Below are 23,605 nucleotides of genomic sequence, written 5' to 3' on the forward strand. Positions count from 1 at the left end.
GATACTGTATTATTTTTTTATAGGTGAAATTTATAATACAGTTTTATGCACTGCGATATGTAGCTAATTAAAAATGATAATTAAAATGTTCACTCATAATTAAAAAAATTATATTTTTTATTACTTAAACTATGTTTTAATACTGGGATTTATGATAAAATTATATTAAATAAAAAAGAGAGAAATATATATGAAAAAAACGCAAATCGAGAAACTTACTGAACAGTTATTTTCAATAGAAAATGACAATTCACTTTTAATAAACGAATTAGAACCATATGTAGAATTATTTATGCACTATGAATGTGCAATGCTTGAGATTGAAACAAAACTTAATGTTTTTGACAAAGAATTTTCTTTACACGGTGAAAGCAATCCTATAGAATCTGTCACAACAAGATTAAAAACACCAATAAGTTTAATGAATAAACTTAAGCGATTAGACTTACCGTTCGATATAGATACAATTAAAGAAAATATCTATGATGTAGCTGGTGTTCGCGTTATATGCTCATTCAAAAATGATGTATATAAACTTGTAGATGCTTTAAAACAACAGCACGACCTAACAGTTATAGCTGAAAAAGATTATATTAAAAATCACAAAGAAAATGGTTATAGAAGTTATCACCTTATTGTTAAAGTACCTATCTTCTTATCAGATAAGGTAGAACACGTAGCTGTTGAAGTCCAATTTAGAACAATCGCCATGGATTTTTGGGCAAGTCTAGAACATAAACTTAGATATAAAAAGAACCTTAGCGAGGAAAAAGAAAAAGAAATCGAACGTCGCCTACTACTCTGTGCGGAGATAAGTGCTAAACTGGATAATCAAATGCAAAAAGTTAAAGAAATAATAGAAGACGATTCGCAATTCTTATAATTTTTCGCAATAGATTCAATAGAAACTAATTCTAATTTTAAACTAACAAAATAATCCTCTCATATTAGCCTAAAACTAATATAAGAGGATTGTTTTATTACTATTTTTCTATACTATGTTTCATCGAGTAACCGAAATAAATTACTAAACCTACTAGAATCCAACATCCAAAAATTATCCACGTAGATAATTGAATACCATATAGTAACACAAGGAATAATAAAATTGATAATATTGGTAAAAACGGCATTCCCGGCATTGTAAACCCTCGACTTGCGTTAGGATATTCTTTTCTTATCACAATAGTCGAATAACTAACTAATGCGAAAGCAATAATCCATGAAACATTAGCCAAATCAGCTAACTGTCCTAACGGTAAAAATCCTGTCAGTAATGCCATAAGTATACCTACTCCTATTGTTGTTGAACCAGGTACTCCATTTTTATTTAACCTAGTTAAGCTCTTTGGTAGCAGTCCGTCTCTACTCATCGTAAATAAAATCCTTATTGAGGCAAACATAGTTGCTAGTGGCCCAGCTAAAAGTCCTATTACAGCTCCTAGTGACACAATTCCCGCTACCCTATCTTGACCTACAACTTCTAATACATATGCTAATGCATCACCTTTTCCTAGTTGATAATAAGGCACCATACCTGTTAATACTAAGCAAACTGTAATATAAAAAGCTGTACAAATAAATAATGTAATTATTATAGCTCTTGGCAACGATCTTTGAGGATTTATCGTCTCTTCCGCCGAAGTTGAAATTGTATCAAAACCTAAATACGCGAAAAATACAGTTGTAGCGCCTACCATAACTCCTGATAAACCTTGAGGGGCAAAGCTATCTGTCCAATTTGTTGGTTTTACATAAAATATTCCTACTAGAACAAATAAAATAATTACGCAAATCTTAATTATAACCATAAAATTATTAACAAATTTACTACTACTTGTCCCTTTAAATAGCACTATCATTATTAATAATACAACAGTGATAGCTAGTATATTCCCATAACCACCTTCACTTGGTAGCGAAGTAAACTCCTTAGGTGTAGCAACACCAAAACCTTGTAATAAATTTTTAAAATAACTCGACCAACCATTTGCTATGGCTGCTCCTGCAATAATATAACTCCCCCCAAGAAGCCATCCCATCGAGTGAGCAACAATCTCACCTAATGTCATATAACTATACGTATAGACACTTCCACTTGACGGGATTGCCGATGATAATTCAGCATAACATAATGCTGTTAATCCACAAGCCAAACCAGCAATTAAAAATGAAAAAATTACAGATGGACCGGCTTTAGAAGATGCTTCTCCCGTTAGAACAAGAATACCTGAACCTATAACTGAACCTACACCTAAAAGAATTAAGTCTATCGTTCTCATAGTTGGTTTTAATGTTTTTTTACCACTTTCACCAAGTATCCTTTCTAATGATTTTTTTCTAAATATCTGCATCAATAAAAAAATCTCCTTTCATATAAGTTATTCATTCCTTTATAACTTTCAATATTATTTTTAATCCTTTTTTACTATACATTAGATTAACTACCTCGGTATTTTTCTCAAACTTTCATCGTTTATACCGGTATAAAACTTACCAATAACAATTAAATTTAAATCTATAATTATCAAATACACTATTATCTATCTTCTAACTTTTCTTATCAATACAACCTATATTATAACTTCTGTAAGTAAATTATTCAAATTTTTCTATCAATCGATATCAATATAACTATCATCTATTCATAAAAAATAGGAATAACATTCTTTGCATGATTATATAAAAATCATAATTAACTATTATTCGTACCTCAATATATCTATAACTATCTAATCGAAGACACTGTCATCTCAAAAATTTTCCTAGTTCTCAAGTCATTATACAGGACCTTTTCTATCTACGGTATGAAAATTCATGTTAAATTCAAAATAATTACTCCATTTAGCTTTACGAGGCTGACCCAAAAATCCTAAATTTTAAAAGAGTTTAAATGAGAAATTATAATCTCAGATGTTTATTAACATCTAAATTCACTTTATAAAAATTTTTTTAGAGTTATAATAAACTGTGAGGGAGTAATTCGACAAAATCTTATTTCTTAAGAAATTAGGATTTTTGAGTCACTCCCTCTTTTATTTATTATCTTCTCATACAACTACTTAAAGCGACATTTTCTATTATTTTACTAAGAAATATATCCCGCTTCTTTAAGAATTTCTTTTGCTTGAGGTTTCTTAGAAGAATTTACTAGAACTATTGGTCCTGTGCATCCCATTCCACTTTCTGCATAGATACCATGTTTCCATAATACTTTAGTGGCATCTTCAAGATCTAAGATATCTACTCCTGAGATTTGAGAAGTAACTGCTTCTTTATCCGGCACTTTTACTTCTTCAGTATTTGGTCCTTCTTTTTTTACTTTCAATTTAGAAAGTAGTTCTCCCAATTTAGCAGTATTAGCTTTTTCGTACTCTAGTTTAGTTATTTCATTTACTTTTCCTTTTGCTATTTCATACCCATATTTCAGTGCATTCGCCACAACTGGAGCACCTGAAGCTCTTGATAAAATTAATATTCTTCGGTCATAGTCTTCACCAATACCAGGACCATATCCATAACCACTAGCCTCATAATCTCCTCCAGTATTAAATGCTGAAAATACCTTCATAAACAAATTCCCAGTCAATGAATCAACAACCATAACATCTGGTGTAGCCATCAATAAATCATTTCCTCTCATTACTGAACCGCCATCTGCTCTTTGCGATGTTGCAAACTCAAAGTTATAACCATTTCCTTGAAGTTCCAATAATATTTTTTCAACTTGTCTAGCACCTTCTACGTTTGCTATTCCTACTGTAGGATTTTCTATTCCTAGTGATTTTGCCGTTGCAATACCATATAGAGTATTTCTAACCATAGCTTCTACTCTGTTAGTAGCAGATGTGCCTGTCGTTGTCGCAAGAAGCATTTCACGCCCTCTAGCCGGGGTAATAACTCTACCTACTGTAGATACTCCAATCGGAAAGTTGTAATGCATCGTAACGCAAGATGCTATTTCTCCTTTGTCTAATAAGTCCTCCATAATTTTATGAGCTTCTTCTTCATCTTTCGCTTCATATGATTCGAAATCCTTATGACCTGCACCTATTAAAACTATATCGAATATAGGATTTTTCGCTAATAGTGCTCCTTGAATTAAATTCTCAAAGCCATGTTCACTTCCTAAAGTTGTTAAACCAACTTTTAATTTTTTACCAAAGTTGCCTGTTTCTATGGCATTAGCTACTTCTAGCAATACTTCTGATATAATTTTTTTACTCATAGTATCACCCCTATTCTTCTAACATTTCTTGGGAAATTTTTCTCATTGATTCTGCTATAATTTTTCTTATTTCATCTTTAGAAATTCCTGACACTTCTCCTTCTACAGTACCATTATTTCTCTCAATTACTATAGATACTCCATCAAATAGATTAGTCATTCTTCCTAAGAATAAACTTCCTTTACCTACTATCATAGCACGGTTTTTATCACCTTTTGTAAGATCATCAATTAAAAATCCTACATATGGTACACCTGAAGGAATATGTCCTTGTGTTGGAGCCCATCCAGGTAATCCTTTTGCTTCAATAAATGATTTTAATTCTTTTTTCTCAATATCTCCACGCATTGCTGCTAAAGCTGCTATCATTTTATAGTTAGCTTCAGGAACATTTCCTGCCCCCGCAGATTTTGTAATATCAGGGTTTTGCATTTCCACTGAAAATACATCAACATCTGTAATTCTTAAGTTAGCTTTCTCTAATGGATTTGCTACTAAAGCACCCATTACTGCTTGTGGTGAAGATCCTGTTCCTACATTATGTTTACCTACCATATCAGTTCTAATAATAGGATTTACTCCATCATTTTCACTAATTAATACCGCAAATCCACCTATAACATCTTCTAATACAGGTAAACCTTTTTTAACGTGATCTTTACCATTCATTCCTAGTTTAGCACTAGCACCTCCAGCTACTACTAAAACATTTTTATAGACGCCAGATTTTACTAAAGCTGAAGCATTTATTAACGCATGCGTTGGGGCTGCACAAAAACCTCTTAAATCTGAACCGGTAGCATTAACTAGTCCAGCTACCTCTGCTATAGATTTCGCAAAGTTACCGCCACCACGTTGGTTGATATCCCCACAAGCTTCTTCTGAACATTCTACAACATAATCAATTTCTTCTGGATTAATATTATAATTACGAAGTAATTCTAAAGCAGAAATAACACCTGAAGCTTTAACAACTAGATTTTCAAATATAACGTGAGCATTTAAATTCACATCTACATCGTGAGCTTTTTTTACATATCCCACTACTTTTCCTTCATGAACCAACGCTTCAAAATCATCTTCTTTATCGTTTATATCAGATCCTTCTAATTTTTCGAATAAAGGAGCTAGCTCTTTGAAGTTTTCCTCTATTTTAGGACGAACACTGGCTACAAACTCTTCCGACAGTTTTACTAAATCAAAAGTATCACATAGTTTCATTAGGGCTAAAAATTCATCTTGAGGTACAATTTGCCCAAATTTACCATGACGTTTACCTTGTTCATCTTTAATCTCATACCAAGGCATCGAATACTCTTTTAGCTCATCAGGAGTCTTATTACCAATATAAACTTGATTAGGTAAATAGTTAACTACTTCATCATACGAACGAATATGATTTTCTACTTCTTTTAAAAACTCAGAATCTGGATTAGTTACTCTCTCTATTGAACAAGTAGATCCATTTCTTACTATCATATCTGGTGTGTGAACAAGAATATATCCTGCCCCCTTAAATACTGGATAATTCATAGCTATTGTGTGCTGAGGGTAAAATATATACCCTCAGCTCCCCTTTCTTTATTTTTTATTCGAATACTGTTTGACTATCAACTTCAACAGTTAAAGCATGTAATGCTTTTTCTACAAGTCCACGTCTTAATTTTTTCTCTTCATCCGCATCTAGTTTTGGATTTCCTAATGGATGAGGAATTGCTATAGTAGGCACAATTCTATTTGCTCCTACTGTTAGAGAAATCGGTACTACTGTACACATGTGAACCACAGGTATACCCGCTCTCTCTATTTCTTTTACCATCGTTGCACCGCAACGAGTACAAGTACCTCAAGTAGAAGTTAAGATTACAGCATCTACTCCATCAGCTACTAATTTTTGAGCATATTCTTTAGCAAATCCTACAGCACTAGCTACAGCTGTCCCATTACCTACAGTTGTGTAGAATTTCTCATGTAAACTTCCAACTTTACCTTCTTTAACAAAATCTCTCATTACATCAACCGGTAAAACTCTATCAGCATCTTCATTAGCATATACTGGATCGTATCCACCGTGAGCTGTTTCATGTGTAGCATCAGTTAAATCATTAAATCCTTCTAGTGAATATTCTCCATATTTAGAAGCAGAAGAAGACTCAATATGGTCTGGATTTCCTTTTGGCACAATTCCTCCAGACGTCACTAAAGCAATTTTAGCTTTACTTAAATCTTTAACCGCTGGATTTGGCTCTACTCTATCAAAATTAGGCATTGGATATTCTGTTTCAAACTCTTCACCCTTGATTTTCTTAACAAGCATTTCAACAGCACGTTCAGAACCACGTTTTTCACTAAAGAAATTTACACGAACTCCTCTTTCATGGTATCCTTCTTCTTTCGGAGATAAGATTTCTTCTCCTTTAGCTAATTTTGCTGCGAATTTCGCTAATTTTGGTAAAGCTTTTCTCATACCTGCTGCACTATCAGATGTTTCGAGAATATAAACTTCTTTTCTAAACATATCAGTTCCAGGATTTTCTACATACATAGCTGTTACTGCTGGAATTTCTAACTCCTCTTGCACAGCTTTAGTAATAGTTCCTGCTGCAACACCATAACGTCCTGCATTAAAAGCTGGTCCCGCTATAAATAATTGAGGACTACATCCTTTAATCATATCAATAAGCTCAGCTTGAACTTTTTCTAAATTTTCATTGAAGTAACTATCACCACAAACTACTGCTGCTACTACTTCAAATTCCTCTCCCAACTTGCCTTGTAACTGAACACTTATTGGTGGTAATTCAGTTCTTAGTTCTGGGGCAATGTGGGCTTTTTCTTCTCCACCTACTCCAGCGAAGAATTGGTTTATATAATGTACTACTCTTATTTTAGACATTTTTATTTCCCCCTATACTCATTTTAGAATATTAATTACTCTCCACGAATATCTTTCATTTCGTTTGTGATTTCATCAACATCTAATACCATTTCCATCATTCCTACTTGATCTTCATAGATTGCTTCATCTATTTGTGATTTAATCTCTTCTTCAACAATATGATATACAGCTAGATTAAGTTCTACTCCAGCAAGTGGTCCTGCGAATGTTGGATCTCCCACTGTTACAGTTTCAGCTGCTAGACCAGCAGCTTCGGCTTCTGCAGCACCTAGTAAAACAACAACGTTTTCGTTACCGAATTTTTCGGCAGCCTCTTTAATACGTTTTTGGTTTTCTAAGTCCATAGCCCCTGCAGCCGTTCAGACAAAACACTCAGTAGATGAAAATACTACTTCTAATCCCTCAATTGGTTTCACACATTCTTCAATAGCTAAGCCTGGAATACCATCACGGTCCCCAATGATAACTACTTTTTTATTAATAAGACTTACCATTATCTTATTCCTCCTTGTTTAAATCTATAACATTTTTATATTTTATTTCTTAGAAAGTTTTTGCACTTAAGTATCCAAAACCTGTCTCGTTAGTAGCACCTGTAATAGCTTGAATTTCTACTTCGATAGTCCCATCTTCTCTTAATGAATCTTGGTTACCACCAGCAATTACATTTACTACATCGATATGTCCTATAATTTTATCTAGTTTTGGTAATACTACTACTTGGTTAGCATTTCCTCCTGTAACTACAGCATTAGCAGCTACGTCAGCGTCAGCTAAACTTTGGCTGGCTCCATCTCGACCTGCATATTCATCTGTTACGATAACTGTTTTAACTTGTTCCGCTTCGATTTTTTTACAGTTCATGATTAAGTCCGTATCTGGATTACCAAATCCTTCTTGAGATACAATTACCGCATCCAAATTCAAGTAACGACAAAGTTTTGCAGTCCAGTTAGATGAACGTTCTTTATCCATTAAGTACACATTTTCGTTAGTGATGATTACACCTAAGAAATTAATTTCTTTACCATGTTTTTTGTATAAATCTTCAATAACACCATTGTTTAAGTGTACATATGTTGGGTTTTTATCACAAGCTGATACACAGTTACCACTTACGATAGCACCGTCCATAATTTCAGTTGGATATAAAATTGTTGGTACTATTTGTTTTGCATCAACACCGTATACATAAGTATCATGTAATAGACCTTGTGTTTGAAGCATGTATACATATCCTACTTTTGGAAGATCAGGATACTCTGCAATTTGTTCTAATAAAGGTTTTGTTTCATACACTTCTACTTCTTCTGGCTCTAATGAACGAGCTAATTCTGCGATGTAGCGCGCAGCTTTAAATCCAATATAACGAACTGCTTTTTCATGTTCGTGTTGTTTAATTCCTGCTTTTGGCTCAGCAATAACGATTAAATTATTTGTTTTTGAAAATGGAGTATATTCTGCTCCAACACCTGTCATATCGATAATACCTTCTTGGAATCCTACTATTTTACCAGTAGTTACAACAGCCATACCTTTAAGAGCGATTGTTCGTCCTTCCCCTACAGTATCCACCTTTGATAAGATACCAGGGAATATACCACCACGTCCCTCAACTTTTACACGAGGTTCAATTACATCCTTAACCGGCGTTATACGAACACTTTCACCAGGACGAGCTATATCTAAATCAACAGATTTGATTGCATCATCCTCAAAAACAGCTTTTATAAGCTCTTCTTTATTTACATACAATACATTTGCTTCAATTTTTGATTCTGTAGCAAACTGTATATCTTTAATATGAATCTTTCCTAATTCAAGACGCATACCTACTACCTCCCTTTGAGTTAATTTTAATAATATTTTTTAATCATAGCTTCAATATTAGGGATAGTTGCATCATCTTTAGTTACTTCGTCGACTTTGCTCCCATCTTTATATATGGCTAATGTTGGTAAACCTAAAACTTTTTGTTTAATCGCAAGTCTTCTTGCTTTTGTTGTATCTAGAGATGTAAATTTAACTTTATCTCCATATACTTCTGCCAACTTATGAACATCTGGCATAAGAGCTTTACATGGTTCACATCCTTGGCTCCAGAAGTCTACAAACACATATCCTTCTGCTTCCAATACCTCTTGGTCAAAGTTTTCTTTGTTTAGTTCTAACATTTTCTTTTTCTCCTTATGTTATTTTTATTTTTTAAATTTTATTCAAATTTCTCAGCAATATATTTTTCCGCACGAATCGCTGCGACAGCTCCATCCGATACTGCAGTAACCACTTGACGAATATCTTTTTCGCGGCAATCACCCGCTACAAACACACCCTCTACATTTGTTCTAGTATCTTCACCAGCTTTAATGTAGCCATCTTCTGTCATTTCAACTTTTCCTTCGAATAGCTTAGTTTGAGGAATATATCCGATAAAAAAGAATAATCCCATTGTTCCATCTTCTTCGTCAGCTTCAATTACATATTCTTCACCAGTTATTACATTTTTCAATCTAATTGCTTCTAAAATTCCATCCCCAATTGCTTCAGTAACTACAGTATTTCCTAAGATTTCAATTTTCGGATTATTTTTAGCTTTTTCTGCAGTAACTTTTTCACATCGAACATTTTCTTTACGATATACTATAGTCACTTTACGCGCAAATTTAGTTAAGAATAAAGCTTCTTCTACCGCACTATTAGCTCCTCCAACTACATAAACATCAAGCCCTTCAAAAAAGTCACCATCACAAGTAGCACAGTAAGAAATACCTTTACTTTCTAACTCCCTAATTCCTGGAGCATCTAATTTTCTTGGTGAAGCACCTGTCGCAATAATTACTGTCTTAGCAGTATAATCACCACTTACACAAGTAACTACTTTTTCTTCTCCTTCAAGCTCAACATTTAGAACCTCATCTTGTTTGATTTCAGCACCAAAACTCTTAGCCTGTTCAACCATCCTTGCCGTAACACGTGGTCCTGTCGGATCTTCTACCGCTCCAGGATAATTCTCAATCAGGTGAGTAATCGCAGCTTGCCCCCCATTTTTTGATTTTTCAAGAACTAAAGTACTTAACTTAGCTCGTGAAGCATACAATGCCGCTGATAAACCAGCAGGACCTGAACCTATAATAATTACATCATAATGTCTACTCATAATTATTCTCCTTTATTAATTTTTTATAATATTCTATTTATCGCATTTAATATTAAATCATAATCAATGATACTAAAATCATCTTTTACAGCATCTGTCCACTCAGGAACTTTCTTATTATTTCTAAACTTTTCAAATATTGCTACAGCTTCAGAAATTAAATTAATTGAGGCGATATCTAATCCTTCACTTTTTTTAACAATAATACTTCTATATATCGTCTCATTAGGTTTAACACTACCATACAGAGGATGTGTCAAAATCTCATAATTTTCATGTACGTAATCCCTAGCTTTCTTCAAAATATCTATATAACTTATATCAAAATACTCTATCTCTATTCCTCTAAAATTATTATTAATAAATCTCGGATTATTAGTTATTAGTTTCATAACACCTCTCCTTAAAAAATAAAAACAGGAAGAAAGCTAGCTTTCTCTCTGTTGATTTACTTCAGAGTTCTGTCCTAATGTGGTCTTTTTACCTGAGAATTTCATCAATATTTGCCAAATATCGACTTGTACCTTCGGTGCCTTACGTCCTCTCCCACACTACTCTTACAGTATATTTCCTTATATTTTTATTTTATACTATTTCTCAAATAAATAAAAACGTTTTCTTAGGTGACGTTAAAGGTTTCTTAAAATATATTGCTATTTATTCTATTGCAAAAATATAAATTACTTTTGAAAAATATTTAAATTATAAACTTTTAGTTTCAATATATTAAAAAATATATTTGTTTTTTTGATGAATTAATTTTATAAATCTAATTGGCTTTATACTTGAAAATACAGTATAAGTAAGTTATGTGAATATAAATATTAGTAGTAAAATTTGAAAATAATTTAAATATTTTTGTAAAACACGGAAAGTTTTCATTGAAAAATTTACTTATTTTCGTTATACTTAATTTACTACAAATTGAAATTTAATATTTTATAAGGAGACATACCATGAACAATACTAAAAAAAGTTTAATAGCAATATTAATATGCTACTTTTCATGGGGTTTATTCCCTATATACTTCAAATTATTAAAAAATATCGATGCATATGAAGTTTTGACAATGCGTGTTTTATGTTCCTTCATCTTTATGTTTTTGGTAGTAGCAGCTGCAAAAAATAAAAACGCGATTTACACTGAGCTCTCTAATCTTTGGAAAGATAAAAAAGGTTTCTTACTGCTAGTTCTTGCATCATTTTTAATAACAGGAAATTGGCTTACTTATATCATTGCAGTAAATACTAATCACGTACTGGAAGCAAGCTTCGGTTATTACTTAAATCCAATCGTTACGATTATTCTAGCCGTTGTATTTTTAAAAGAAAAACTAACCCGTACACAAACAATTGCATGTTTGTGTGTCGGAGGATCGCTACTCTATTTATTTATATCATTAGGTTCTTTGCCATGGATTTCTATCATGTTAGCATTAACATTTGGACTATACAGCCTATGCAAGAAAAAAATCTTACTTAGTCCGAAAGCAAGCCTGTTTATCGAAACCGCAATAGTTTCTCCTATTGCCCTTATGTATATAAGCTATCTCGCTTCTAATAACGCGATAACGTTCTATAAGTTTGGTCCTACTACCTTAATATATGCATTACTGTCTGGAGTAGTTACTGCTGTTCCTCTTATGTTATTCGCTAAAGGAGCTACAGATATTCCCTTGTACATCCTTGGAATACTTCAATATCTTCCCCCAACAATGCAATTTTTCATCGGAATTTTTGTATACGGAGAAGCACTAAGTATTCAAAAACTAATATCATTCTCTATCATTTGGGTTGCCGTAGCAGTATTTTGCTATTCAGCCATCATCTCTATGAAAAAACAGAGTTTGGTAAGTGAAAGTCTTAAAAAATAAAAATATCTAAAACACAAAAAGCGAAGTTTGATTTCTCAAACCTCGCTTTTTACTTTTATATTAAGCTGCTTTTTTAAGCCCTTTTCGTAACATATCGAATCCTGTAATTACTACTACTACGATAATTAGCCATAACAAGCTATTTAATGATAGAGAAGTAATGAATTGGTATCCAACAATTACCCCAATAATCCCCCCTACAGTCAATCCTATAGTACCTTTTCTTGGGTATAATCCTTCTTTAATAAACTTAGGTGAACCAATCGCCATTAGCGCCGCACAAGATCCCATCATAATTGGGAATGCTGCTTGTGGATTCATTCCTAATAATGAAACCATAGCTAAACATGGTGCATAAAGACCAACTCCTGCCATCATCAATGCTCCAAAAATAAAGTTACCTACAACACCTACTACAAGAGCAATTCCTGTTAAGTGTAATGCAGTATTATTAGCACCAAGAAGTGCTAACCATCCCATTTTACTAGCAAACATAAGTCCTGCAGTTATAAGTAATGCAAATCCCATTACAACTTGAATTTTTTTCTCTGGTAATTTCGTTACTATACGACCACCAATTAAAGCTCCAACAACAGCTGAAACAATCATTGATAATAAAGTAACAGCATCAACTTTTACAGATTGAATGAATAAGAATGCTTCGATTAATACTGGAATAGTGTGACCGATATTTAACGTCCCTGGTAATAATCTATCATTTTTAATAAATCCTGTTACTTTTGCTAATAATGTTGTTGGTGCAAAACTACCAATACCTAATGTATCCATGAAGTCTGTAACGAAACCAATTACAAATCCAACGATTGGATTAGAATCTTCGCCCACTTCACCTTTATTTTTAATAATATCTAACGCCCACATCACTACGAAATATAGTGCTGACAGCCCTAGTAATGTTAATAATATCGTTACTAAGTTCATATAATTTTCTCTCCTATCCTAATAAGAATCCGTATGTTAATGAATCGTCTGGATCGTAAACATAGTTACTAAATCCTAAAATGTAACCAGATCCTGTGATCTCTGGAATAATAGCATCAAATCCTGCTAACTTACGTTCTTCAACGATTCTTCCTTTGAATAAAGTACCTAAAATACTTTCATAAACAAATGGTTCACCTGGTTTCAACTCACCTTTTGCATAAAGTGTAGCCAATTTAGCAGAAGTACCTGTTCCACATGGTGAACGGTCAATATTACCATCTCCAAATACTACAACATTTTTATAAGTTGCTTCTGGGTGAGATGGTTTATCATAAATCTCAACTAAGTCTACAGTTTTAATATGCTCTAAAGTTGGATGTTGAATTTCAATATTCGCATTAATCGCATCACGAATTTTCAATCCAGCTTCTTTTAATTTAGACGCATTTTCAGGTTTAACTTCTAATCCAAGTTGATCTGCTGAAATAATACAGAAGAAACTTCCACCAAATGAGATATCAAATTTAATGTGTCCTACTCCTTCTACATCAAGTTCAACATCGCGTTTATATAAGAATGACTCAACATTTCTAAATGAAACTTCTTTAACTTTTCCAGCATTATCTTTTAATTTTGCAGTTGCATAAATTAAACCAGCTGGAGTTTCTACTACTACTTCTTTTTCAGTTGCGCCTTCTTCAACATCTACCATACCAGTTTCAACTGCTGCCGTAACTGCTGCGATAGTATTGTGTCCACACATATTTAAGTAACCACCAGTATCCATAAATACTAATCCAAAATCAGCTTCTTCTTTTGTTGGTGGCAATAAGAATGCTCCAAACATATCTTGGTGCCCACGGGGCTCAAACATTACTGATTTTCTAACATCATCTAAGTGATCGATAAAATATTGTTTTTTCTCAACCATATCTTTACCAGGAATTTTCGGAATTCCTGCAGTAACTAAACGAGCAGCTTCCCCTGCTGTATGTGTATCAATAACTGAAATCATTTTATTTAGTTTCATAATAACTCACTCCTCAATTTTATTTATTGTTATTTGCATCTTGTCTCATTTTTAACTTTAATAATGCTAATGCTTTTCTAGCATCAGTATAATCAATATTGTTTTGACAAACTATTTCTGTTTCTATACCTTCTTCAGACTTGTTAAAGTCTAAAACAAACTTCGTGTATTGATTTTCTACTACGAATTTATGTTTCCCCATAAATTTTAAACCTACTATAGAAATTCCACGTTCTCCTATTTCAAACATAGTATTCGCATAATCGACATCACTATTCCCCCAACCGTCTGCTGAGATTATAGCTCCATCAGTTCTCATCGCTTCTAACCATGTTGCCGTTCGCCATCCTACTAGATGTTTCAAGCGATTATCCTGTGGTGTTCCCACTACAATTACCCCTTGGAAATCAATATCAGGATCTTCTGCTAATGTATCTAGTAAAGGATCTCTAAAGTGGTGTAAACTTGTTTCTTTTGTAGATGGTCCAATCCCCATAATAACACCTCTTCCTATACCATAGCTCTTATCGCACCATCGCGATATTCATTAGCTGTAAGTAGCACTGGCATATTATTCATATCTATAATTGAAATACCCTTATCTATTCCACTTGGTTCTACTGGAAATAGTTGATTGTCATACATCATCCCTTGCCCAGCAACTTCTTTCACTAGAGCCACTTTAGGTTTACCAGGATTTTTCGGATTATAAAACTCATGAACTTCATCTGCATCGCGTCCACTAAGAACCTTCATTACTTCACGTATATTTTGTAAATACACATCCGATAGCTCAAAAATAGAAAATGCTAAAGCTCTATCAAAATCCACATCTGGTTTAATAATAACATCTATATGTATTAAATAATCACTATCTGCCGGAGACCCCGCTTTATTTAATACAAGCTGCTCTTGTAAAATACCTTCAGACGAGCCAAATTCATGCATTTGTTCTCCTTTAGTATTTGCTCCTGTTAAAAGCATATATACTCCTGTTAAAGTATGCGTTATACCCTCACCAATTCTTCCTAATACTTTCGTAGATATTGGTACTATATCCATTATAGTATTTACATAAAAATTATGTTCACGAGGTTTTATTATCTTAACCTCCACACTTTCAAAAATATTCTTATCATATTCAATTTCAGTCGGAATAATAAGCTCATTATTTTCAATCTTCACTTTTCTTCCTAAAGCAACATTTTTCATATGGAATGCTTTAATTTGCAATTTCTCTTTTGACATAACCATCAATCCCTTACTAATTATTATCTGCAATAATACAGTTGTAAGTTGTTTACTAGTACAGATTTTTGTTAAAAAGAAGAGGGACACCCGTCCCTCTTCTGATATTTCTCCTACACGTGAGCAATATACTCAAATGGAAGAGGAACTATTTTACCTGAACTTGGTATTTTAATTAGTTGCTCTAATGTTGCTTTTAGAATTTGTGTTTGTTGCTCAACATTGTTTGGTTCCCCAGCATTAGCACCCATTGGTACAAGTGGTGCAACGGCTCTAGGAGTACCGTTTTGACGCACTACTGGAGGTAGTGCTGCTATTAAGATTGTTGGAATACCTGCTTCCTCAATTGCTCTCTGCACGATCACGGCAGTTCTGTGACAAGTACCTCAACCAGCAGTTAAAATAACTGCATCAACATTTTCTTCTTTTAATTTTTTAGCAATCGCTGGTCCTGTAGAGTTTGTGAAAGCTTCTTGGTCTCCACCACCACCCATGAAACCATAGTGGAATTCTGCTACGCTACCGATGAATCCTTCTTTTGCAAGTTCGTGTAATCTATCGATTGGGAACATACAGTTGATGTCTCTGTTAGCATCAGCGTTATCGTATCCACCATGTGATACCATAAGATCTGTACTGTGAGCAGTATCTGGGATTTCACGGAATGTAGTATCCCCTGCTAAGTTAAATCTTTTATCTGTTTTTAAGTGAACTCCTGCAGCTGTAGCTAATGCTACTTTCATATCTTTTAACTCTTTAGTTACTGGAGCCCAAACTGGTTTTGGTGTAATAGGTACAAAAATTTCTGATTGTAGACCTTCAAATATCGTTAATGACATTCTAAATTCTCCTTCCTACTATTCTTCATTTAGTCTGTTTTTTACTTCTTCTTGTAATTTTTTTGTGTTTAATATTGCATTTACATAATGTTCGTCAGGTTCTTCGTTAATAACTTCTGGATAACTTAGTAAAAATGCTACCTCTTGGCCAATTTTTACCGGATAATCAGAAATTAACATTCTCATAGGAATTTTAAATTGCCCCAAGCGTCCTTTAATGTCTATCGTAACGCTAGCATCGTTATGATCAACTATAACCCCTTCGAACACTCTTTCTGTAGATGCATATTTTAATTTTTCAATCATAACTTACTTCCTATCCTCTTTAAAAATTAATCTTCTTTTTCGTAGATTTCTTGACGTTTTTTAGATTTTGGTAATACTTGTTCGTTATCAAGTAATTCTACTTTTTGTCCTGTAGTTTTTTCAATAACTTCTACGTTATTTAATTTAACGTTAGGATTCCATTTTCTTTCTGCTTTTTTAATTGTTCCGCCACCCATTTGTGTTTTAAGCATTGCTAAAGCACGGATAGCATCTTCTTTACATAATGTATTGTTTGAAAGAATTTCGTTTTCAATACCTTGTTTAGATTTATTGTTATCAACCATAGCTGTCATGTATTCGTTACCTACTACAAGGGCACCTTGCACTGCTGAGTAAGTCATACCAACTACTGATACTCCACGTTTACCGATTTCTTCAATGTGAGAAGCAAAATCGATGTGGTTGTTACCAAATCCTTCAGTTGTTACGATAGCACCATCGATGTCCATCGCTTCAATTGTCATACCTACACGTTTAGATACATAGAATTTTTCTGAGTTAGCTTGAGGTGATCCAACTAATAACACCCCTACTAAGTCGATTTCTTCATCAGCCATTGCTTCAAGTACTAATGGTTCACGGTAGTAGTGACGAGAAGTTTCTTTAGAAGCTGGTCCGATACATGTTAATGCGTGGATACCACCATCTAAGATTTCTGTTGGTGCAAGCATTACTGGTAAGTTACCAAGGTCAACGTTTGGTTTAGCACCAAGTGTTCCTACTGGTTCTACTGGTAAAATTAAGTTATCGTGCATTGCACCTTGTCCCATGATTTCTTTAACAATTAATACTTTTTTGTTTCCTGGGTGACGATATTGTTCAATATTAATGTTTCCAACTACTAGGCTTTCATCATCTAATTCTTTAAGAGCTTTACGAATTTCTTCTGTAATGTGGTCGAATGCTTTGTGAGCTGCTAATGGTCCTGGACGTTCCATGTTAGCCCCTGCTTTGATTGTAACTTGACCTTTAATGAAGATTTCACCTTTATCTGGAGCTCCTGGACGACCCCACATAATATTACGTTCTAATTCACCTTCAGAAGAACCGAATTCCCCGATTTGAACTCCGTTAGCATCAGTTCCTGTAAGAACCATTACTACACCTTTAAGTTCACGAGTAACACCGTGTCCGATTTCTCCTTCTTCTTTTACAGCGATTGGTTGAACGTCCATGATTGTTTCACTGTAAGTGTCATATTTATCAGGAGTGATAATTTCTAATTTAACACTTTCTACTAAAGCTTCAGATTCAGCAGCTTCTTTACATAAATCTTCAGCTGTTCTTAAAACTAAAGTTGTTCCTTTAATTTCTGTTTTTTCACCAAATTCTACTTTATCAATTTTGTAGTGTTTAGTGTGTAGAGAACGGATAAACTTAGGTTCTCCAACATGTTTTTCTTCCACTTTAGCTGATGCTACTGGTTCAACTTTAGCTACTTCAACAGCTTTAGCTTCCACTGCTTGAACTGGGGCTTGAGCTGCTGGTGCTACTGTTTGTCCAGCAATAGCTGATAATGGAATTTCAAGGTTAATATTTTCACCTTTTCCGATTTGTAGTCTGAATACTCCTGCAGGAGCTTGTGTTTGTACTACCGGCGTAACCGGAGCTACAGACGCAACTGGTGCGTTTACTTCAGCTACCACTTCTTCTACTACTTCTTGTTTTTCTTCTACTTTTTCTTCTCCACCTTGTACGGCATCAATGATACCTGGTGTGATAGGTATTAGAGCATCTGTTGTTTTTAATAATTTAGCTCCTAATACTTGTCCGATTGTTAATGCATCGTCTGGGAATGATAGTAAACCTGAATCTACTAAATCATCGAATAATCCTGGATCTTCTAAGTTTTCTGGACTAATTACGATCCCTTCCTCAGCTCTGCAACAAAATACCGCTTTATCATTTAAGTGCTCTTTTGCAGTTTCTACTGTAATTGACATTACTTCTAACCTCCAACTAATTATTTATTTTTATGTAATTCTAAGCTTTTATAGCTTCTGTATAAATGATGGTCAGTGGCACGAAGTACATGATCGGTACTATGATAAACTTTTACTCCTAACCTAGGAGCTACACCTGTCACGGTGTTAGTTCAATCTTGACAAGTACCAGTAATGACTGCTTTCGCACCATCTTTTTTCATTTTCAATACTTTTTCCGCTTGTCCTGGACAAATACCAGGTAATTCGCAACGTAATCTTCCATTTTTATCAGGTTTCATACGTTTACACATTTGAACAGATACTACTTCTGCACCCATTCCATCAGCTATTTGTCTCAAGCGTTCTTCTTGTGCTCCACATTCACAAATAAGTATTCCTACTTTTTCTTTTTCTTGCGGATATGGCATTGCTACAAGTAATCCACCCGTAGTTTTATTAATAGGCTCTGTTTCTAATGCAGGTCGTCCTGTAAACGGTCCGCCTCTCACGATTTCTCCATGTGGATGGATGTAACCACCAGCTTTTTCTATAAAGACACTTATTGGCAATCCAATTGGGACATCTAAGAAGACATCCGGATTTTGTACACGTCCGCCAACAGTAATATCTTTATCAATCAGTGGTTTATCTTCCTCAATTGCTTCAACTATGCGTTTAATAGTTTCCACATTCGATATAATCGCATTTGCTTCTAGTGGCAATTGACCTGGTTTTAAAACTACACCAAGAGTTTCTCTTACGATAACTCTTTCGTCACCAGCAGGGTACATATTAGGTAAAATTTTAATGCTAATATTAGGTTCATCCTTACACGCTTTACCTAATGCTAGCATTGCTTTTCGATATTTCGTTTTAATAGCAATGTATCCCTCTTTCGCACCAGTTAATTCAACTATGTATTTTAAACCTCTAACTAAAACTTCTGGATGTTCTTCCATGAATTTTACGTTGTGACCTAAGATTGGTTCACATTCTGCTGCATTAGCAATAACGTATCCTCCAGGAATTTGTGCGGATAGTTTGATTCCTGTAGGGAATCCAGCACCACCCACTCCAACGATACCAGCATCTTTAATCTTTTGGAGTTTATCATCAGTTTTCTCTAATCTTACATAATCATCAGTTTGTTCTTTATCCAATTTAACGACTATTTCCATATCGTTAACTTCTTCTACTACACCTGATAAACTAGTGTGAATATTTGCTCCTAACCCATTGGGGGTTGCAACAAGTTGACCACGTTTAACATGATCACCTACATTTACAATAGGTTGACAAGGCCCACCGACGTGCTGCTTAAGTGGAATATTGATTTTTTCAACATTAAACTCTAACATACCTTTTTCCTCCTTTCTTTAGAATTTGTTTACAAGCAGTAGTTCTAAACTTCTACTACAATTATTGTATAACAGTATGTTGAATTTTGTAAAGAGGAATATTATTAAGTATTTCACAATTTAATAAATTTTTTTATATAAATTTACCACTTTTTTTAGTAATTGTTTATATTAACATATTCTATATCTAACTTTTTTAAAATTTTTATTTAATCAAATTATCTCCAATTGAAATGCGTTATCGATTAGATTGATGTGATATTTAATAGTGATGTATACATTTACATGAAGTTTCTCAAGATATTTATTTAGAGTATTTTTTCCTATTCGTTTATTTCTAAATTCCATTATATAAAATATCATCGATTTAATTATAGGAAACAACTAAATTTACATATGTAATCAAATACGAATATATATGTTGATTTTATATTAAATATAGATTCCGAACTTCTTATATTACGAGTTTAATTATTGATTGTATTATAAAAGATGAATATACAAATTCCAAAAATTATTATTACAGAGAAAATAAAAAACTTATCCATATTTCTACGGATAAGCTATTTTTATAATATTTTCCATGATTTATACTCTGTTTTTTCTAGTAAACAACTATCATTCATTACTTCTTGTTTTAATTTCAGAAGAAGGGGAGAAGCATTATTAATATTCAATTCACCAATCGAAACCCAACAAGCTCCTTTAGAATCATTTCGTTCAGAATCAACAAAACTCGAAACATTTTTTTGATATTGTTGCTCTATTCTAACATCATAAAATGCCATGATATGATGTACCGTGCAGTTAATCTCCTCAACAAATACATCATAAACTCTACAATTTCCATAAGTTTTAACATTATAACCAGTTTCTTCTAAATACTCCCTTATTAAAGTTTCTGTGAGACCCTCATATTCTTTTTGACTACCTCCTGGTAAATCATATCTATTCTTATAAGGCCCTCTAGCCTTTTTAATACATAAGACCATATCATCCCTTAAACATACTCCGTACACTCCAAAATAATTAACAATCATAATGCCTCCTAAATAAAAAAACGGTAGTGACTCAAAAATCATGATTTCAGAAAAATCAATTTTGTCGAGTCAACCCCGTTTAATCTTTATTATTCTAATTCTGCTAATTTTTGTTTTAAATAAGGTACTAACTCATCTTTAAGATCACTCTTAAGAGCAAAATCAATCGTTGTCTTAACGAACCCAATTGTCTCACCTACGTCATAGCGTTTCCCTTGAAAATCATATGCATAAACATTTTCTTCTTCATTTAGCATTTGAATAGCGTCTGTTAATTGGACTTCTCCACCAACTCCCACTTGTTTCTTAGCTAGGTGCTTGAAAATTCCTGGATTAAGAACGTATCTTCCCATAATTGCTTGGTTAGACGGTGCAGTCCCCGGCGCTGGTTTCTCCACAAATTTCTCTACTTCATATAAATATCCATCTTGTCCTTTAGGCGCAATAACACCATATCTGTGAGTTTGATCTTCTGGAACAGTTTGTACTCCGATTACTGAACATCCTGTTTCCTCAGCTTTATCAATAAGCTGTTTAATCGCTGGATACTCATCATTAATTACAACATCATCCCCTAATAATACAGCAAATGGCTCGTCACCTATAAAGCTACGCGCAGTTAAAATTGCATCTCCTAACCCCGCCATCTCTTTTTGACGCACATAGTGAATATTAGCAAGCTGAGTAGGATATTTCACCTTTTTTAATAATTCTAACTTGCCTTTATTTTCTAATTCAACCTCTAATTCTACATTTCTATCGAAGTGATCCTCAATAGCTCTTTTTTGTTTACCAGTTACAATAATAATATCTTCAATTCCAGCCTTAACCGCTTCTTCTACAATATATTGAATAGTAGGAGTATCGATAATTGGAAGCATTTCTTTTGGTAATGCTTTTGTCGCAGGTAAGAATCTTGTTCCATATCCTGCAGCTGGAATAATAGCTTTTCTTACTTTTTTCATATATTCACCTATTATTTCTTTTCTTAAATTTGACAACCTTATAATAACATATTTTTCTTTATTTGGCAAATCTTCATTATTATTTCAAACTATATATAAAACATAATCTATACTTCTGAAATACATTTTTAATAATAAAAAGCCTAATATTACGTTTTTTATTAATTTACTCTTGCTATATATCGTTGATTTTCGCACATTTATCAAACAATATAAAGGAGTAACTCAAAAATTGATTTCTTAGTAATCACGATTTTTAAATCACTCCTAATTCTTGTAGTTTTTATCTAGTATTTATCGCCTGAACAACTACATTTGCTGTTTGTTCCTTACCATTTCTATAATATGTTACCTTTACAGTATCTCCAATCCTAGATTTTTCAAATAGATACTTTCTAACTGCGGCAACATCCTTAACATCCTCACCATTCAATTTAGTAATGATATCATATTTTTCTAAACCTGCTTGGGCAGCTGGCGTACCGTTCTCAACAGTTTTCACCACAACACCTTGTTTTCCGTTAAAATTCAATTGTGATTTCAAAGCATCATTATCTACAGTATTTACAGAAACTAATTGTACCCCTAAGGCAGGACGAAGTACTTTACCAGATTGTTCAAGTTGTTCAGTAATTAACTTAACCTCATTTGAAGGAATACCAAACCCAATTCCCTCAGCACTTACATTAGCTGTTGCTTGAGCAATTTTTGACTCATTAATACCAATAAGTTTACCTTCATTATTAATCAACGCTCCACCACTATTCCCCGGATTTATAGCCGCATCCGTTTGAATAACAGTTTGATTCCAGTCATTTCTTCCATCTTTATCAATATCCATAGGAATTTGTCTATTTACAGCAGAAACAATACCTTTTGTAACAGTATTAGATAAGTTAACATCTAAAGGCGAACCGATAGCAAACGCAGTTTCACCCACAGCAATCTTATCACTATCAGCAAAATCCATTGTTGTAGTTACATTTTCAGCACTTATCTTCAATACCGCAAGATCAGTCCAAACATCAGTACCAACAAGTTCTGCATTAACACTAGTTCCATCACTTAAAATAACAGCCAACTTCTTAGCTCCATTAATAACATGATTATTAGTTACAATATACGCCGTATTTCCTGATTTTTTATATATAACACCACTTCCACTAGAAGCAGCTTTTAAATCACCAGAATTACTTGATTCAGATTTTCTAGAATTCCCACCTAAAATTGATTCTAAGTTGTTATTCGAATTGCTTTGATAGTTTACAATTGAAACAACGGCATCCTTAGCTTTTGATATGGCATTTACAGTAGTCTGTTGATTATCTTTATCTTCTTTTGTTACAGTCACTGTCGAATTTAACGCCTTCCCAGTACCCATTACAGACTGCACACCAAAAACACTAGTAGCACCAAGAGCAAACGCTGCAAATACTGTTAAAAACAATTTTCCATAATTAGGATCCGAAGTAACCACCCTACCAGTAGTCTCTCCCTGATAATTCTCAGAGTTATTAAATTGTGTATTATCTATATTATCATAACTTTGATAGTTATTATATTCATTATAGTTGTGTTGACTATCAAAATTTTGTAGTTCTCTATTTTCCTGATTGTTTTTTCTATTTTCCATAAGTAAGAATCCTCCTTTTAATTCTTTACTAAATATTTAAAAGTCTATCGACTCTGTCTAGTCATATTCTTATAATATCAATACCAACTTAAACGAAGTTTAAAGAAATATATAAATACAATTAACATTATTTACA

General features: G+C 33.4%; 22 protein-coding genes and 1 riboswitch. Of the genes, 2 read left to right on the forward strand and 20 right to left on the reverse strand.

Annotated features, from left to right (window positions below):
- The first annotated feature begins 190 nt into the window (after nt 1-190).
- Nucleotides 191-883 (forward strand): GTP pyrophosphokinase family protein, encoded by a 693-nt coding sequence (locus RWQ73_RS03255; protein WP_314406677.1) that lies wholly within the window; start codon nt 191-193, stop codon nt 881-883.
- A gap of 100 nt (nt 884-983) precedes the next feature.
- Here the strand turns inward: RWQ73_RS03255 and RWQ73_RS03260 are convergent, their stop codons facing one another.
- The 9 genes from RWQ73_RS03260 to RWQ73_RS03300 form a co-directional block, all read right to left on the reverse strand.
- Nucleotides 984-2,354, reverse strand: coding sequence for an amino acid permease (locus tag RWQ73_RS03260; RefSeq protein ID WP_314406678.1), 1,371 nt, complete (start codon nt 2,352-2,354; stop codon nt 984-986).
- Nucleotides 2,355-3,088: 734 nt separating this feature from the next.
- The gene (grdD, locus tag RWQ73_RS03265) at nt 3,089-4,228 is read right to left on the reverse strand and encodes a glycine/sarcosine/betaine reductase complex component C subunit alpha (protein WP_314406679.1); all 1,140 of its coding nucleotides are present in this window, start codon (nt 4,226-4,228) and stop codon (nt 3,089-3,091) included.
- Nucleotides 4,229-4,238: 10 nt separating this feature from the next.
- Nucleotides 4,239-5,762: a glycine/sarcosine/betaine reductase complex component C subunit beta gene (grdC, locus tag RWQ73_RS03270; protein WP_314406680.1), complete on the reverse strand. Its 1,524-nt coding sequence runs from the start codon at nt 5,760-5,762 to the stop codon at nt 4,239-4,241.
- A 55-nt stretch (nt 5,763-5,817) separates the two neighbouring features.
- Nucleotides 5,818-7,125 carry a glycine reductase complex selenoprotein B gene (gene grdB, locus RWQ73_RS03275; protein ID WP_314406681.1) on the reverse strand — a complete coding sequence of 436 codons (1,308 nt, stop codon included), beginning with the start codon at nt 7,123-7,125 and terminating at the stop codon, nt 5,818-5,820.
- Between the two features lie 35 nt (nt 7,126-7,160).
- Nucleotides 7,161-7,622, reverse strand: coding sequence for a glycine/sarcosine/betaine reductase complex selenoprotein A (gene grdA, locus RWQ73_RS03280; protein WP_314085678.1), 462 nt, complete (start codon nt 7,620-7,622; stop codon nt 7,161-7,163).
- Between the two features lie 49 nt (nt 7,623-7,671).
- Entirely contained in the window at nt 7,672-8,958 is a 1,287-nt protein-coding gene (locus RWQ73_RS03285) for a glycine/sarcosine/betaine reductase component B subunit (RefSeq protein ID WP_314406682.1), read from the reverse strand.
- A gap of 26 nt (nt 8,959-8,984) precedes the next feature.
- Nucleotides 8,985-9,302 (reverse strand): thioredoxin TrxA, encoded by a 318-nt coding sequence (locus RWQ73_RS03290; protein WP_314085682.1) that lies wholly within the window; start codon nt 9,300-9,302, stop codon nt 8,985-8,987.
- A gap of 38 nt (nt 9,303-9,340) precedes the next feature.
- Nucleotides 9,341-10,285: a thioredoxin-disulfide reductase gene (trxB, locus tag RWQ73_RS03295; RefSeq protein WP_314406683.1), complete on the reverse strand. Its 945-nt coding sequence runs from the start codon at nt 10,283-10,285 to the stop codon at nt 9,341-9,343.
- Between the two features lie 23 nt (nt 10,286-10,308).
- Nucleotides 10,309-10,677, reverse strand: coding sequence for a GrdX family protein (locus RWQ73_RS03300; RefSeq protein WP_314406684.1), 369 nt, complete (start codon nt 10,675-10,677; stop codon nt 10,309-10,311).
- Between the two features lie 70 nt (nt 10,678-10,747).
- Nucleotides 10,748-10,844: riboswitch (glycine riboswitch) on the reverse strand.
- A gap of 397 nt (nt 10,845-11,241) precedes the next feature.
- On the opposite strand from RWQ73_RS03300, the gene rarD reads away from it, so the two are divergent.
- The gene (gene rarD / locus RWQ73_RS03305; RefSeq protein WP_314406685.1) at nt 11,242-12,159 is read left to right on the forward strand and encodes an EamA family transporter RarD; all 918 of its coding nucleotides are present in this window, start codon (nt 11,242-11,244) and stop codon (nt 12,157-12,159) included.
- Nucleotides 12,160-12,219: 60 nt separating this feature from the next.
- Here rarD and RWQ73_RS03310 read toward each other — a convergent pair whose 3' ends face one another.
- From RWQ73_RS03310 to RWQ73_RS03360, 11 genes are all read right to left on the reverse strand, one after another.
- On the reverse strand, nt 12,220-13,101 hold the full coding sequence (locus tag RWQ73_RS03310) for a TSUP family transporter (RefSeq protein WP_314406686.1): 882 nt from the start codon (nt 13,099-13,101) through the stop codon (nt 12,220-12,222).
- Between the two features lie 13 nt (nt 13,102-13,114).
- Nucleotides 13,115-14,134: a proline racemase family protein gene (locus RWQ73_RS03315; RefSeq protein WP_314085693.1), complete on the reverse strand. Its 1,020-nt coding sequence runs from the start codon at nt 14,132-14,134 to the stop codon at nt 13,115-13,117.
- 19 nt (nt 14,135-14,153) lie between these two features.
- Entirely contained in the window at nt 14,154-14,630 is a 477-nt protein-coding gene (locus tag RWQ73_RS03320) for a glycine/sarcosine/betaine reductase component B subunit (protein ID WP_314406687.1), read from the reverse strand.
- 14 nt (nt 14,631-14,644) lie between these two features.
- On the reverse strand, nt 14,645-15,382 hold the full coding sequence (gene prdD / locus RWQ73_RS03325; RefSeq protein WP_314406688.1) for a proline reductase cluster protein PrdD: 738 nt from the start codon (nt 15,380-15,382) through the stop codon (nt 14,645-14,647).
- Nucleotides 15,383-15,495: 113 nt separating this feature from the next.
- Complete coding sequence (prdB, locus tag RWQ73_RS03330; RefSeq protein ID WP_314406689.1) at nt 15,496-16,221, reverse strand: D-proline reductase (dithiol) protein PrdB; 726 nt, start codon at nt 16,219-16,221, stop codon at nt 15,496-15,498.
- Nucleotides 16,222-16,239: 18 nt separating this feature from the next.
- Nucleotides 16,240-16,527: a CBO2463/CBO2479 domain-containing protein gene (locus RWQ73_RS03335; protein WP_048802018.1), complete on the reverse strand. Its 288-nt coding sequence runs from the start codon at nt 16,525-16,527 to the stop codon at nt 16,240-16,242.
- A 26-nt stretch (nt 16,528-16,553) separates the two neighbouring features.
- Complete coding sequence (gene prdA / locus RWQ73_RS03340; protein WP_314406690.1) at nt 16,554-18,491, reverse strand: D-proline reductase (dithiol) proprotein PrdA; 1,938 nt, start codon at nt 18,489-18,491, stop codon at nt 16,554-16,556.
- A gap of 20 nt (nt 18,492-18,511) precedes the next feature.
- Nucleotides 18,512-19,831: a proline reductase-associated electron transfer protein PrdC gene (prdC, locus tag RWQ73_RS03345; protein WP_314406691.1), complete on the reverse strand. Its 1,320-nt coding sequence runs from the start codon at nt 19,829-19,831 to the stop codon at nt 18,512-18,514.
- A 569-nt stretch (nt 19,832-20,400) separates the two neighbouring features.
- Nucleotides 20,401-20,871 (reverse strand): NUDIX hydrolase, encoded by a 471-nt coding sequence (locus tag RWQ73_RS03350; RefSeq protein WP_314406692.1) that lies wholly within the window; start codon nt 20,869-20,871, stop codon nt 20,401-20,403.
- Between the two features lie 89 nt (nt 20,872-20,960).
- Nucleotides 20,961-21,836: a UTP--glucose-1-phosphate uridylyltransferase GalU gene (gene galU / locus RWQ73_RS03355; protein ID WP_314406693.1), complete on the reverse strand. Its 876-nt coding sequence runs from the start codon at nt 21,834-21,836 to the stop codon at nt 20,961-20,963.
- A gap of 283 nt (nt 21,837-22,119) precedes the next feature.
- Nucleotides 22,120-23,469: a trypsin-like peptidase domain-containing protein gene (locus RWQ73_RS03360; RefSeq protein WP_314406694.1), complete on the reverse strand. Its 1,350-nt coding sequence runs from the start codon at nt 23,467-23,469 to the stop codon at nt 22,120-22,122.
- Nucleotides 23,470-23,605 lie beyond the last annotated feature (136 nt).

The sequence above is a fragment of the uncultured Gemella sp. genome (genome assembly GCF_963525875.1).
Lineage (GTDB): Bacteria > Bacillota > Bacilli > Staphylococcales > Gemellaceae > Gemella.